General features: G+C 56.8%; 13 protein-coding genes. 5 read left to right on the forward strand and 8 right to left on the reverse strand.

The features are described 5' to 3' along the window. Window positions 1-142: 142 nt before the first annotated feature. From yqaB to INF68_RS08790, 5 genes are all read left to right on the forward strand, one after another. A complete protein-coding gene (gene yqaB / locus INF68_RS08770; protein ID WP_126785884.1) occupies window positions 143-709 on the forward strand; it encodes a fructose-1-phosphate/6-phosphogluconate phosphatase in 567 nt (188 codons plus the stop codon). Further along, the gene (locus INF68_RS08775; RefSeq protein ID WP_008499541.1) at window positions 706-1134 is read left to right on the forward strand and encodes a YqaA family protein; all 429 of its coding nucleotides are present in this window, start codon (window positions 706-708) and stop codon (window positions 1132-1134) included. Before yqaB ends, INF68_RS08775 begins: the two co-directional genes overlap by 4 nt. A gap of 83 nt (window positions 1135-1217) precedes the next feature. Then, complete coding sequence (gene gshA / locus INF68_RS08780; RefSeq protein ID WP_126785885.1) at window positions 1218-2762, forward strand: glutamate--cysteine ligase; 1545 nt, start codon at window positions 1218-1220, stop codon at window positions 2760-2762. Between the two features lie 152 nt (window positions 2763-2914). Next, window positions 2915-3430, forward strand: a complete 516-nt coding sequence (luxS, locus tag INF68_RS08785) for an S-ribosylhomocysteine lyase (protein WP_014833019.1) — start codon at window positions 2915-2917, stop codon at window positions 3428-3430. Window positions 3431-3483: 53 nt separating this feature from the next. Next, window positions 3484-4248, forward strand: a complete 765-nt coding sequence (locus tag INF68_RS08790) for a helix-turn-helix domain-containing protein (protein ID WP_126785886.1) — start codon at window positions 3484-3486, stop codon at window positions 4246-4248. Here the strand turns inward: INF68_RS08790 and leuA are convergent. The 8 genes from leuA to proV all read right to left on the reverse strand — a co-directional run bounded on the left by leuA (window position 4235) and on the right by proV (window position 14340). After that, a complete protein-coding gene (gene leuA, locus INF68_RS08795; RefSeq protein WP_126785887.1) occupies window positions 4235-5890 on the reverse strand; it encodes a 2-isopropylmalate synthase in 1656 nt (551 codons plus the stop codon). The two genes, INF68_RS08790 and leuA, sit on opposite strands and share 14 nt — an antisense overlap. A gap of 96 nt (window positions 5891-5986) precedes the next feature. Next, window positions 5987-7534 (reverse strand): multidrug efflux MFS transporter permease subunit EmrB, encoded by a 1548-nt coding sequence (gene emrB, locus INF68_RS08800; RefSeq protein WP_109844701.1) that lies wholly within the window; start codon window positions 7532-7534, stop codon window positions 5987-5989. Between the two features lie 16 nt (window positions 7535-7550). Further along, window positions 7551-8723, reverse strand: coding sequence for a multidrug efflux MFS transporter periplasmic adaptor subunit EmrA (gene emrA, locus INF68_RS08805; protein ID WP_023308934.1), 1173 nt, complete (start codon window positions 8721-8723; stop codon window positions 7551-7553). Between the two features lie 126 nt (window positions 8724-8849). Next, on the reverse strand, window positions 8850-9380 hold the full coding sequence (gene mprA / locus INF68_RS08810; RefSeq protein ID WP_023308933.1) for a transcriptional repressor MprA: 531 nt from the start codon (window positions 9378-9380) through the stop codon (window positions 8850-8852). A 313-nt stretch (window positions 9381-9693) separates the two neighbouring features. Continuing rightward, on the reverse strand, window positions 9694-10878 hold the full coding sequence (locus tag INF68_RS08815) for an MFS transporter (RefSeq protein ID WP_029742048.1): 1185 nt from the start codon (window positions 10876-10878) through the stop codon (window positions 9694-9696). A gap of 191 nt (window positions 10879-11069) precedes the next feature. After that, the gene (gene proX, locus INF68_RS08820; RefSeq protein WP_126785888.1) at window positions 11070-12065 is read right to left on the reverse strand and encodes a glycine betaine/L-proline ABC transporter substrate-binding protein ProX; all 996 of its coding nucleotides are present in this window, start codon (window positions 12063-12065) and stop codon (window positions 11070-11072) included. 9 nt (window positions 12066-12074) lie between these two features. Further along, window positions 12075-13145: a glycine betaine/L-proline ABC transporter permease ProW gene (gene proW / locus INF68_RS08825; RefSeq protein ID WP_126785889.1), complete on the reverse strand. Its 1071-nt coding sequence runs from the start codon at window positions 13143-13145 to the stop codon at window positions 12075-12077. Further along, complete coding sequence (proV, locus tag INF68_RS08830; RefSeq protein WP_032660399.1) at window positions 13129-14340, reverse strand: glycine betaine/L-proline ABC transporter ATP-binding protein ProV; 1212 nt, start codon at window positions 14338-14340, stop codon at window positions 13129-13131. Before proV ends, proW begins: the two co-directional genes overlap by 17 nt. Between the last annotated feature and the right edge of the window lie 282 nt (window positions 14341-14622).

A 14622-nucleotide genomic window follows, 5' to 3' on the forward strand; every position in this document is an offset into this window, starting at 1 on the left:
TCCTCCCGGATGCACCATCTCTTCTGTTATTCCCTTCGATGTTTAGTTCTTAATCACTCTCGTAGTTATCACTTCGCAATCAGCGACAAAAATCACCATTTACGATAAAGTAATGCTTTGTTAATCGTTTAGCGAGAGCACGATGTACGCACAGTATGACGGTTTGATCTTCGATATGGACGGCACTCTCCTGGATACCGAACCCACGCATCGTCAAGCCTGGACTGACGTCCTGGGCCGTTACGGCATGCGTTTCGATCTTCAGGCGATGTTTGCCCTCAACGGATCCCCCACCTGGCGTATTGCGCAGGCCGTGATTGAACTGAATCAGGCCGATCTCGACCCGCATCTGCTCGCGCGCGAAAAAACCGATGCGGTAAAAGCCATGCTTTTAGATACCGTACGCCCTCTGCCGCTGATTGATGTGGTAAAAGAGTGGCACGGGCGCCGCCCGATGTCGGTAGGAACAGGCAGTGAAAGCTCGATTGCAGAAGCTTTGCTCAATCATCTTGGCCTGCGCCACTATTTTTCTGCCGTGGTCGCCGCCGATCATGTTAAACATCACAAGCCCGCACCGGACACCTTCCTGCTTTGCGCAGAATTAATGGGCGTCCCGGCGGCAAAATGTGTCGTTTTTGAAGACGCCGATTTCGGCATTCAGGCCGCGCGTGATGCCGGAATGGATGCGGTGGATGTGCGCTTACTGTGAGTGACGCGCTGTCACTTGCTTCATTATTCGCCAGCAGTTTTTTAAGCGCCACGCTGTTACCGGGAAATTCGGAAGTGGTGCTGGTGGCGATGCTGTTGTCCGGCGTGAGTCAGCCCTGGCTGCTTGTATTAATAGCAACAATGGGTAATAGCCTTGGAGGGCTGACTAACGTTATTCTTGGGCGTTTCTTTCCGCTGCGCGAAAAATCGCGCTGGCAGGAAAAGGCAGTCGGCTGGCTAAAACGCTATGGCGCTGCCACGCTGTTATTAAGCTGGATGCCTGTAATAGGCGATTTACTGTGTCTGCTGGCGGGATGGATGCGCATCTCCTGGGGACCGGTGCTCTTTTTTTTGTGCCTTGGCAAGGCGTTGCGCTATGTTCTCGTGGCGTGGGCAACACTACAGGGTATGACGTGGTGGCACTAATTGGTGGAATGAATACGCGACCTTCAATCGTCAACCATTACAATTATGCTGAGTAACATTACTTTGACAGGCGGGAGGTCAATTTGATCCCGGACGTATCTCAGGCGCTGGCCTGGCTGGAAAACCACCCTCAGGCATTGAAGGGTATTCAGCGTGGTCTTGAGCGTGAAACGCTGCGCGTTAACGCGGACGGTAGCTTAGCGACGACGGGTCACCCGAAGGCGTTAGGCTCGGCGCTAACACATAAATGGATCACAACCGATTTCGCTGAGGCACTGCTGGAGTTCATCACGCCAGTAGAGGGTGATATTGATCATATGCTGACGATCATGCGCGATATCCATCGCTACACCGCGCGCAACATGGGCGACGAACGTATGTGGCCCCTCAGCATGCCGTGCTATATCGAGCAGGGCCAGGAGATTGAGCTGGCGCAGTACGGCACGTCAAATATCGGTCGGCTGAAAACGCTCTATCGCGAAGGGCTGAAAAACCGCTACGGCGCGTTGATGCAGACGATCTCGGGCGTGCATTATAACTTCTCGCTGCCAATGGCGTTCTGGCAGGCGAAATGCGGTGAAACGGATAAAGATGCGATCTCTGAAGGCTACTTCCGCCTGATCCGCAACTATTACCGTTTCGGCTGGGTGATCCCGTATCTGTTTGGTGCCTCCCCGGCGATCTGTTCTTCGTTCCTGCAGGGGAAACCGACCACGCTGCCGTTCGAGAAGACCGAGTGCGGAATGTACTATCTCCCGTACGCCACCTCTCTGCGCCTGAGCGATCTCGGTTATACCAATAAATCGCAGAGCAATCTCGGTATTACGTTTAACGAATTGCACGAATATGTGGCAGGATTGAAGCGGGCGATCAAAACCCCGTCGGAAGAGTACGAGAAAATCGGCCTCGAAAAAGACGGCAAGCGCCTGCAAATCAACAGCAATGTGCTGCAGATAGAAAACGAGCTGTATGCGCCTATTCGTCCTAAACGCGTAACGCGCAGCGGTGAAACCCCGTCGGATGCGCTGCAGCGCGGCGGGATCGAATACATTGAAGTGCGTTCGCTGGATATCAACCCATTCTCACCGATTGGCGTTGATGAGCAGCAGATTCGCTTCCTGGATCTGTTTATGGTCTGGTGCGTGCTGGCGGATGCGCCGGAAATGAGTTCAGACGAACTGCTCTGTACCCGTACAAACTGGAATCGCGTGATTCTGGAAGGGCGTAAGCCGGGCCTGACGTTGGGTATCGGCTGCGAAACGGCACAGTTCCCGCTGACCAAAGTCGGCAAAGATCTGTTCCGCGATCTGAAGCGTGTTGCCCGCACAATGGACAGCATTGACGGCGGCGACGCGTATCAACAGATCTGCGACCAGCTGGTGGAATGTTTTGATAATCCGGAACTGACGTTCTCAGCGCGTATTCTGCGTTCTATGATCGATCAGGGCATTGGCGGCACGGGGCGTTCACTCTCAGCGGAGTATCGTGAGATGCTGATGCAGGAGCCGTTAGAAGTGCTGAGCGAAGCAGATTTTGCCGCGGAACGCGATGCGTCCGTGGTGCGTCAGAAAGAGGTTGAAGCGGCGGATACCGAGTCGTTTGAGACGTTTCTGGCGAAGCAGTCTTAAGCAGAAAAGAAAAAGGCCACATCGCTGTGGCCAAAATATACATCTCTGAATTCAGGGATGATGATAACAAATGCGCGTCTTTCATATACTCAGACGTGCATTCTGTAGAAGAGTTCAGTTTATTTTAAAAAAATCACTGTCGGAGGTGACGTATGCCGTTATTAGATAGCTTTACTGTCGACCATACCCGTATGGAAGCACCTGCAGTACGCGTGGCGAAGACCATGCACACCCCGCACGGCGACACGATCACCGTCTTCGATCTGCGTTTCTGCGTGCCAAATAAAGAAGTGATGCCAGAGAAAGGCATTCATACCCTGGAACACCTGTTCGCCGGTTTCATGCGTGACCATCTGAACGGCAACGGCGTTGAGATCATCGACATCTCTCCGATGGGCTGCCGTACCGGTTTCTACATGAGCCTGATTGGTCAGCCTGAAGAGAAACGTGTGGCAGATGCCTGGAAAGCGGCCATGCAGGACGTGCTGAAGGTGAAAGAGCAGAACCAGATCCCAGAGCTGAACGTTTACCAGTGCGGTACTTACCAGATGCACTCTCTGGAAGAAGCGCAGGAAATCGCGCGCCACATCATCGAGCGTGATGTTCGCGTGAACAGTAACGAAGAGCTGGCCCTGCCAAAAGAAAAACTGCAGGAACTGCACATCTAGTGCACCTTTTCCCTCTCCCTCAGGGAGAGGGTAGGGTGAGGGTTGTTTAACCCATGACCACAACTTCGACTTTTTCCTTTATCCATCGTCCCCTCGTTCCGTTTGCACATGATTACATTCATGGTGACAGCGAGCCGTGGCATGAGCACGACTGCGCGCAGCTGTTGCATACCCTTAGCGGCGTGGTTCGGGTGGATACCGCATCTGGCTGTTGGATTGTGCCTCCCGGTCGCGGCGTCTGGCTGCCGGCGGGGACCCGCCACTCGCTCCGCATAACCGGTAACGTGGCGGCGCGAACGCTGTTTGTCGATCCGCTGGCGCGGGCCGATCTTCCGGCCACCTGCCAGATCGTGCAGATCACATCGCTGCTGCGCGAACTGATCCTCGTCTGCCTTGCTTTACCTGAATCGTACTCACCCGGAAGCCGGGATGAGCGCGTCTATGAACTCATTCTCGATGAAATCCGCACTATGCCGGTGCTGCCGTTTCATCTGCCGGAGCCGGAAAGCGAGGCGCTACGTCGCCTGTGTCTGCTAATCCGGCAAAACGCGGGGGAGAGCTGGAGCGGCGCGCAGGCCGCGAGCATGATGAACATGAGCGAGCGCACCCTGAACCGCCATTTTCAGCAGCAGACGGGATTAAGCTACGGCGAGTGGCTGAGAAGGGCGCGCCTGCTGGAAGCCTTAGTGCGGCTGGCGCAGGGCCAGCCGGTACTGCGCGTGGCGCTGGATCTGGGGTACGGCAGCCACAGCGCCTTTACGGCCATGTTTCGCCGGGTGATGGGCATCTCCCCCAGCGATTACTTTAAGAACGACTGACGGCGTTTAAGAGCGCCTGAAGCGACGCGCGCGCCACGTCGCTGTCGATGCCCACGCCCCAGCGGCTGCTCCCGTCCTGGAACAGGCAGCGGATGTAGGCCACCGAGCGGCTGTCGCTGCGTTCGCCTAACGTATGCTCGTGATAATCCTTAATCACGAACGGGGCGTTGACCCAGCGGCTCAAGCCGTGAGCGGCGGCGGAGAGCAGACCGTTACCCTGACCTTCCAGCTGACGCGTTCCCCCCTGCGTAGCGATGCTTGCCGTCAAACGCAGCTGGCCGTCCTGCTGGCTGTCGCTGCGGTAGGATTGCAGCGCAAACTGCGGCGTGGCAACCAGGCCGTAGCGGGTGCGGAACAGCTGCCACAGCGCATTCTGCGTCATCTCTTTTCCGTGGCGATCGGTTTCCTGCTGCACGTGCTGACTGAAATCCTGCTGCAGGGCGCGAGGTAATTTCAGACCATGATTCTGTTCGATGAGCCACGCGCTGCCGCTTTTCCCTGACTGGCTGTTGACGCGGATCACCGCTTCGTAGGTGCAGCCGATGTCCTGCGGATCGACGGGCAGATACGGCATCTCCCAGCGTTCGCCAGGCCTGCGGGCATCAAAGCCTTTTTTGATCGCATCCTGGTGCGAGCCGGAGAAGGCGGTATAGGCCAGTCGTCCGGCCCACGGGTGGCGCGGATGCACCGGCAGCTGGTTGCAGGCTTCCACCACTTCCACGACCCGGTTCATATCGCTAAAGTCGAGATTCGGGCTGACGCCCTGGCTGTAGAGGTTCATCGCCAGCGTCACCAGGCAGACGTTGCCCGTGCGCTCGCCGTTACCAAACAGACAGCCCTCCACGCGGTCTGCCCCCGCCATCACGGCCAGCTCGGCGCTGGCGACGCCGGTACCGCGGTCGTTATGCGGATGTACGCTGATGCAGACATCCCGGCGGCGGCTGAAGTGGCGACAGAAATACTCGATCTGGTCGGCATAGACGTTCGGCGTGCTCACTTCGACGGTTGCGGGTAAGTTGATCACCATGGGCCGTTCGTCGCACGGCTGCCAGATCTCCGCCACGGCTTCACAAATCTCCAGCGCAAACTCCGGCTCGGTAAAGCAGAAGGTCTCCGGGGAATACTGATACTGCCAGCGGGTGTCTGGGTTCTCTTCACAAAGCTGACGAATAAGCCGCGTGGATCGCGTCGCCAGCTCGACGACTTGTGTTTTCTCCATGCCGAATACCAGGCGGCGGAACAGCGGGGCGGTGGCGTTATACAGATGGACGGTGGCCTGTTTCGCACCGCGCAGGGATTCGAAAGTGCGATGGATGAGATCTTCCCGCGCCTGGGTTAATACCTGAATCGTGACGTCATCCGGAATGCGGTTCTCTTCAATCAGCTGGCGAACAAAGTTGAAGTCCGTCTGCGAGGCGGACGGGAAGGCGACCTCAATTTCTTTGAATCCGCAGCCCAGCAGCAGATCCCAGAACTGCAGCTTGCGGGTGCTGTCCATCGGCTCGGCAAGGGCCTGGTTACCGTCGCGCAGGTCGGTTGAGAGCCAGCGCGGCGCGCGGGTGATACGTCGCTCCGGCCAGCGTCGGTCGGGAAGGGAAAGGGTCGGATAGGGTTGGTACTTGTCGGCGGGTGTGTTCAGCATGATGCGCTCCTGTTGTCTTTTCACTATCGTGAATTGATTTCAGGAGCGCTGCTTTATCGAAACTGACAATCGCTGTCGCGTTCCGGACAACGCGATTTAGTGCGCCCCACCGCCGCCGCTACCGGCGCCAAACGGTGGTTTAGCAAACCACACCAGCCCCAGCAGGACGATAAAGATCCCCGCCGATATCCAGAAAATCTCGTTGGCCGAGATAATCAGACCCTGGTTGGTGATCTGCTGGGCGATCCAGCCGGACGCCTGCTGTTCCGTCATACCCATTCCCTGAAGCTGGTTGTACATCTCCCTGGAGTTCGGATTGAACGGGTTCACCGCTTCGGTCAGCTGGGCATGGTGCATCGATTCACGGTTAGTCCACAGGGTGGTGGTGATCGACGTACCAATCGAGCCCGCCAGCGTTCGCGTAAAGTTCGACAGGCTCGATGCGGCCGCCATGCGCTCAGGCGGTAAACCGGAAAGCGTGATGGTGGTCAGTGGCATAAAGAAACACGCCACGGCAAAGCCCTGAATAAACTGCGGCCACGCGGACGCGCCAAAGTCCATTCCCGGTTCGAACGTATACGCGCGCCAGTAGAAGCACACGGCGTACATGATAAAGCTGAACGTCACCAGCCGGCGCATGTCGAGCTTGTGGGCGAAGCGGCCAATAATCGGCGACAGCAGAACCGGAATCAATCCAACCGGCGCCGAGGCTAAACCTGCCCAGGTTGCGGTGTAGCCGTATACCTCCTGCAACAGCTGCGGCAGCAGTACAATCGCGCCGAAGTAGAGCATGTAGGCGAGGCTGATACACAGACAGCCTATGGTGAAGTTTCGCGACTTAAACAGCGACAGGTCGACTATCGGGTTATCGTCCGTCAGCTCCCAGACAATCAGGAAGCTCAGCGACACCACCGCGACAATCGTCAGGATGATGATCTCCCTGGAGTTGAACCAGTCCAGCTCTTTGCCCTGGTCGAGCATGACCTGCAGGCTACCGATGCCGACAACCAGCAGTGCCAGACCAATGGCGTCGATACGCCGCTGTTCCGTCCGGGTTTCTCTGCCGCGCAGCGACTGGAGCGTCATCATTACCACGATGGCGCCAATCGGTACGTTGATGAAGAAGATCCAGCCCCAGTGATAGTTGTCGCTGATATAGCCGCCTAAGATAGGTCCGCAAATCGGCGCGACAATCACGGTCATTGACCACAGCGCCAGCGCGATGGAGCGCTTGGCGGGCGGGTAGTTGTTCAGCAGTAAACTCTGCGACAGCGGAATCAGCGGTCCGGCAACGATCCCCTGAATGACGCGGAAGAAAATCAGCATCGTCAGGCTGCTGGACATGCCGCACGCCCAGGAGGCAAGAACGAACAATATCGTCGACCAGAGAAACAGCTTCACTTCACCGACGCGCTTTGCCAGCCAGCCGGTAATCGGAATGGAGATGGCGTTTGCCACCCCAAACGAGGTAATGACCCAGGTCCCCTGGCTCAGCGACGAGCCAAGGTTACCGGCGATAGTCGGGATCGCCACGTTTGCGATGGTGGAGTCCAGCACCTGCATGAATGTCGCCAGCGACAGCGCGATGGTCATAATGACCAGCTGCGCGCCTTCCAGCGGTTTTTGCGGCTTTTGCTGTTGCATAACGCTCACCTTCGGATTAACCGGCGTTTGCCTTCACGATGTCATCGATCAGCTTGTTGACCGGATCGAGGCTAATTTCACGGGCGTTACTTTCATAAGCCGGGCTGCTGCGCACCTGGCTTGCCAGGATCTGGCCGTCGCGGTTGGCGGTGTCGACCGTCACCAGCGTAGAGAGGCCAATACGCAGCGGGTGATCCGCCAGCTGTTTGGCATCCAGCTCAATACGCACGGGCAGACGCTGAACCACTTTGATCCAGTTACCGGTGGCGTTTTGCGCAGGCAGCAGGGAGAAAGCGCTGCCGGTCCCCATGTCCAGACCGACCACTTTACCGGTGTACTTCACGTCATCGCCGTAGATGTCGCTGACAACCGTCGCGCTCTGGCCGATACGCATATGGGCAAGCTGCGTCTCTTTAAAGTTGGCGTCTACCCACAGATTGTCCGCCGGCACGACCGCCATCAGCGGCGTGGTTGGGCTAATCTGCGCCCCTGGCTGGACTGAACGACGGGAGACATAGCCGGTCATCGGACTGACGATTTTGGTACGCTGCAGGGCAAGCCACGCGTTGCGCACTTCGGTCGCCGCCTGCTGTACGGCAGGCTGGTTTTCCAGGCTGGTGCCCAGCACCATCGCCTGGTTGGCGTTGTATTGTTGAATGGCTACATCCAGCTGTGCCTGAGCGCTGGCAACGGCGTCGCGGGCGTGCTGCAGCTCTTCACGGCCAATCAGGTTGGCGGTGCCGAGCGGAACGCGGCGGTTCAGGTCGCTCTGCGCCTGCGCCAGCGCCGTTTTCTGCACGTCGATGTTGGCCTGCAGCTGTTTGCTGTTGATCATCAGTTGGCGGGTCTGACGGACGCTGGAGGCCAGCGCGGTCTGTGCTTTTTCAAACGCCTGCTGGGCGTCGGTTGGATCGAGGGTCACCAACACATCGCCTTTTTGCACAAAGTCGGTATTGTCAGCCCAGACTTTCGTCACGCTGCCCGACACCTGCGCCATAATTTGTACCTGGTTCCCTGCCACGTACGCGTCGTCAGTCTCTTCAGCATGACGCAGTACTAAAAACCAATAGATCCCATATGCCACGGCAATAATGATAAAGAGCAAGGTCAACAGAAGAAGGGCGCTCTTACGTTTGCCTTTCTTGTTGGCCGGTTGCTGCGGGGTAGTGCTCTCCGCATTTGCGCTCATTGTTGTTCTCCACGATCTTCTTATTTTCACATCGGCTGAGCCGACCTGTTGTCAGAAAGGCCAGCACTGTGACGTGCTGGCCTGTCGGTTTTCTTATGAATCTGGAATGGTGAGCGTGTCGTCGCGTTAGCGCAGCGCCTCAAGAACGGCGCCGTCTTCATCCATCTGGTCCAGACGGGTGAGCAGCTTGCGAGTGATGTGCTCAAGCTGGTCGCGCTCGGCGGTGCTGAGGGCAGACCAGAGTTTGTGCAGGCAATTGTGCTGAGGTGGCAGCACCTCGCGCAGGAACTGGTGACCTTTATCGGTCAGTTGCAGATGCAGGCAGCGGCGATCGTTGTCGCTTTCACGGCGCTCAATCCAGCCGCGCTTTTCGAGTTCATCGGCAATACGGGTCGCATTGGTACGGGAGGAGCCCAGCGCGCAGCTCAGTTCGGAAGGCTGAATGCTGTGATTTTCCTGAGACTCCAGCGTAATCAACGCCATAAACAACGTCTCGTTAATCCCTTGAGCTTTCAGCATTTTATTACGGTTTTCCAGTAGCTTACCCTGCATGTGCATGCACAGGCGAGTCAGCAGAATTTCCTGATACGGGAAGTCCTCATGGCGACTGGCGCGGAATTTAAGCATTTGTTCAATGGGCGTAAACGAACTATCCATTTGGGCATAACCTCATTAATTACAGCCGATATAGTAACGATAGTGACAAATAATGTAAATGAATTATTTGTGCGGTTATATCCGCCAAACTTATGTCACCATCAGAAAGCGCCGGGTAAGTCCGTGACCCGGTGAGCACAGAAAGCGTTGGGTGTGAACCCGCTGAAGAGAGGATGTGAGGACTGGGGTCTGAACTATTCATGCCAATTGTAAATATGTCACCCACATTAAAATTTCTGGGATAAATGATTACGTTTACATTAACAGAGTGAAGGGCCTCTTAACACCCTAAGAGGCCAACTCAATGTAAATGTTAGTTAATTGCATCCTGACGGTGATAACCGCGCCACCATACTAGCAGGTTGAGGGTAGCGACGATGGCCCCGATCGCGCATACCCCCGACCAGCCCGCATGCTGCCACGCCGACGCTGAAATAAGCGAACCCGCCGCGCCGCCGATGAAGTAGCTGGTCATGTATCCGGCCGTCAGGCGGTTACGCGCCTCTGGCTTCACGCGATAGATGACGGTCTGATTGGTGATGTGAACGCCCTGAACGGTGAGATCGAGCACCAGGATACCGACAATCAGCGCCAGCACCGAGATGTGTCCGTACCAGATCGCCGCCCAGGAGAGCAGAAGTAAAACCAGCCCTGCGGAGGTGGTCAGGTGGGATTTGCCCTTGTCGGCCAGCCCGCCAGCGGGGCGTGCGCCCAGCGCGCCTGCGGCGCCGGCCAGGCCGAACAGGCCAATCACCCCTTCGGAATAGTTGAACGGCGGCGCGGCCAGCAGAAACGCCATCGACGTCCAGAGAATGCTGAAGTTAGCGAAGGTGAAACAGCCCAGCAGGGCGCGGGTGCGCAGAAGCTTGTCCTGCGTAAACAGGCTGAAAACGGAGGCCAGCAGCTGAGGATAGTTCAGGTGGTTTTCCTGCTTCACTTTTGGCAGCCCGCGCCACAGCGCCAGCGCCATGATGACCATCAGCACGCTCGCCACCCAGTATACGGTGCGCCAGCCGCCGAGGCTTGCCAGCAGCCCTGCAACGGTACGCGCCAGCAAAATCCCCAGCAGCAGGCCGCTCATGATGGTGCCCACCACCTTGCCGCGTTTTTCCGGGGAGGCGAGGGTTGCGGCGAGCGGGACCAGGATTTGCGCCACCACGGAGAACAGCCCCGTAAGCGCGGTTCCGACGATCATCATCGTCAGCGACTGGCTGCTGGCGGTGATCAGCATCCCACCGGCGGCCAGCAGGGTCATGGAGACGATCAGCATTCGGCGTTCAAACATATCGCCGAGCGGCACCAGGAACAGCAGCCCGGCGGCATAGCCTAGCTGTGCTGCGGTAACGATAAAGCCTGCGGAGCTGGCAGAGAGATTGAACGCGCGGGCGATGGTGTCGAGAAGAGGCTGCGCGTAATAGTTGCTGGCGACCGCCAGACCCGTTGCCACGGACATTAAAAGGATGAGTGCGGGGCTAAGCCCTTGAGTTGTTTTTGTCATTAGTTTCAGGAATCGTTAGTTGAGTGATTATTTTTCCGGAAACCATAATAGCTAATGATTGTAAATAGTGGGGGATTGTTGGGTGATGTATTGTGCGGTTTAGGTGAATGGTGCGGTCTGGTGCCCTCACCCTAACCCTCTCCCACAGGGAGAGGGAACGCTAGCAGAGAGCCGGGGCGAGGGAAAATGTTTTACTTCTGCGCTTCAAGCGCCTCTTTCACCCAGCCGTCAAACTGCTGCTGGTGGGCCTTGATCCAGCCGTCGACATGGTCTTTCACATCCGCTTCAGACGATTTGCCCGCATGCATCATTGCGTTCTGGGCATTGATGTCCGCCAGCGGCAGCTTCATTACCGAGAACAGCTTCGCCGCCGCCGGGTTTTTCTCCGCCCAGGCTTTGTTGGCCACGATACGCATGGTGTTCACCGGGAAGCCGTAGTTCATGCCGTTCGGCAGTTTGGTGTCGATATCCTTCTGCTCGCCCGGAAGGGAGGAGAACGGCACCTGCAGCCACACCACGTCTTTGCCCGGCTTCAGCACGTCGCTCACCCAGTACGGCGTCCAGGTGTAGTAGATCACCGGTTTACCCTCTTTGAAGCGGGCAATGGTGTCGGCCATCATTGCTGAATAGTTGCCGTGGCTCACGTCGACCGTTTTCGCCAGATCGAAAGCTTTGTTCTGGTGGTTAATCACCGCTTCACAGCCCCAGCCCGGCGAGCAGCCCATCATGTCGGCCTTGCCGTCGCCGTTGGTGTCGAACAGTTTGGCGATCTTCGGATCTTTCAGCTGTTCAATGTTGGTGATGTGGTACTTATCGGCGGTTTTCTTGTCGATCAGATACCCCTGCGCTGCGCCCGTCACGAAGGTGCCTTCGCGGTAGAACTTCTTGTCGCCACCGGCGGCGGCATACATGTCGTCGTGCAGCGGCTGCCAGTTCACCGCGGTAAAGGTGGCGTCACCGGAGGCAATCGACGTGTAGCCTACGTTGTAGTCCACTTCGCTCGGCGTGTTAACCGTGTAGCCCAGCTTCTCCAGCGCGCGGCTGACGATCAGAGTCTGGAAGCTCTCTTCCGAAATGGTGCTCTGCACCGGCTGTACGGTAATGCCTTTGCCAGGCAGGTCAGCCGCAAACGCGCTGGTGGAGACAAGGGTGGCAAACGCTGTGGCAAAAAGTACGTTATGTCGCATCGTTGTTCCTTATTTTGATTTCGTGAAAGGGCGGGTGAGTAACCCGACAGGGCCGGTGGTATACCAGCGACGGTTGCCGCGACTGCGTGAATCACGACCGACGGCCTGGGTCAGGCGGTCAAGGATAATGGCGAGGATCACAATGCCGACGCCGCCGACGGTGGCCAGCCCCATATCGAGACGGCCAATGCCGCGCAGCACCATCTGGCCCAGACCGCCAACAGCGATCATCGAGGCGATCACCACCATTGACAGGGCCAGCATCAGCGTCTGGTTAACGCCCGCCATGATGGTTGGCATCGCCAGCGGGAGCTGAACCTTAAACAGCATCTGGCGCGGGCTGGCGCCGAACGAGCGTGACGCTTCGATCAGGTCCGCAGGCACCTGGTTAATCCCCAGAATGGTCAGACGAATAATCGGCGGCAGGGCGAAGATAATAGTCACCACCACGCCCGGCACGTTGCCGATGCCGAACAGCATTACGATAGGCACCAGATAGACGAACGCCGGGGTGGTCTGCATCGCATCCAGCAGCGGACGAATAATCTTCGCCGCCCGCGGGCTGCGCGCCAGCCAGATCCCCATCGGCAGGCCGATGACAATGCAGAAGAGCAGAGCGGTCAGTACCAGCGCCAGGGTGATCATCGCCTGCGACCACGCCCCAATCGCGCCGATGGCAATCAGCGAAATCAGCGTGGCGACCCCCATCCCCGCGCTACCGAACTGCCAGGCAATCAGGGAGAACAGGATAATCGCCACCGGCGCCGGCATGCCCAGCATCAGCTGCTGGAAGCCGTTCAGGATGTAATCCACCGGGACGCGGATCCCCTGGAAGACCGGACGGAAGTGGGTGACCACCCAGTCGATCCCCTCTGTGACCCAGCTGTCCAGCGGGATCAGCGTTTTATGAAACGGATCCATGATGTTGAAATGTTCTGGCGCAGGCGCGGGTGCGCTGTTCAGCCAGTCTGCCGCGCCGCCGCCATCGGCAGGAGCGGGCGTGGAACCCCACGCGTCGGTGGATTGCGCAGCGCTGTCCGCTGCCTCAGTGGTGCCCCACGGGTTAGATTGATCGGTCATTGTTTGCCCCCTCGCGATCTAAAGCCTGCAGCAGCATCCGTTTTGAGATGATGCCGACGTACTGTTGTTCCTCACCCACGACCGGCACGGCGCACGGCGCCTGGCCCACGTGAGAAAGCAACTCGCTGAGCGGCGTTTCGGCGTCCACGGCAAGCGGAGCGTCAATTAACGCCGCATCGATTCCCTGGTTCTCAGTGAGAGCCGTTTTCAGGGAGTCGATGGAGACAATGCCAACAAATTTATTACCGCGTTCAACCAGATATCCGTATTCACGGTCTTCGTCCTGCAGCAGCTTAAGCGCCGAGCGCGGGCCGAAGCCTGGCGTTTTACGGATAATGCCGTTTGGCGTTCGACGGGCAATATCTTTGGCGCTAAAGACCTGGCTAATATCCACGCCGCGGAAGAAGGTGCGGACATAATCGTTCGCCGGATTATTGAGAATTTCATCCGGCGTGCCGACCTGCACCACTTCACCGTTTTGCATAATGGCAATGCGGTCGCCAATACGCATGGCTTCATCCAGATCGTGGGAAATAAAGACAATCGTTCGCTGATGTTTAGCCTGTAATTTTACCAGCTCGTCCTGCATCTCGGTACGAATTAACGGATCGAGGGCGGAGAAGGCTTCATCCATTAATAATATGTCTGGATTAATGGCTAATGCACGGGCTAATCCCACGCGCTGACGCATACCGCCGGAAAGTTCATCCGGATACGCATGCGCATAATTTTCCAGCCCGACCTGACGCAGCGCATCAAGGGCTTTTTCCTGACGTTCCTGAGCCGGCGTGCCGGCTAATTCCATGCCGAAAGCGGTATTATCCAGCACCGTCATGTGCGGCATCAGCGCGAATGACTGGAACACCATTGCAATCTTCTTTCTGCGCACCTCGCGAAGCTCTGCGTCTGATATTCTGGCGATATCCACGCCGTCAATCAGCACCTGTCCGCGGGTGGGTTCAATCAGGCGATTGAGAAGGCGAACCATAGTGGATTTACCCGAACCGGATAATCCCATGATGACAAAAATCTCGCCTTCTTCAATGGCCAGACTGGCGTCTTTAACGCCAAGCGATAGCCCGGTTTTTTCCAGAATTTGCTCTTTCGTAAGGCCTTTCTCAATATATTTGAATGCGCGCTGCGGATGCTCGCCAAATACTTTATAAAGATTTTTCACTTCTAATTTAATTGCCATGCAATAGAGAGTGTCCTGTTATTTGTTTATGCCGATATGATTACCATGGTAAATTGTTAACGGGCATAACCCTAACATACTGAGAATCTGAGACAACCCTGAGTCGGGCTAAGGGCGGAATTTTGACGCAAGCGAAACGGCTGAATTTCCCATGAATAAAGGGCTGAGGGCGGTTTGAATTTTTCTCAATTTTTTGCTGCTGCATCGGGAAATTTCGCCTGAAACGGAATGATTCAGGCGAATATGACGTGGAAATTACAGTGTAGTTGTTTTGTAAATATT

Source organism: Enterobacter cloacae complex sp. P16RS2 (assembly GCF_014982155.1).
GTDB lineage: Bacteria > Pseudomonadota > Gammaproteobacteria > Enterobacterales > Enterobacteriaceae > Enterobacter > Enterobacter cloacae_M.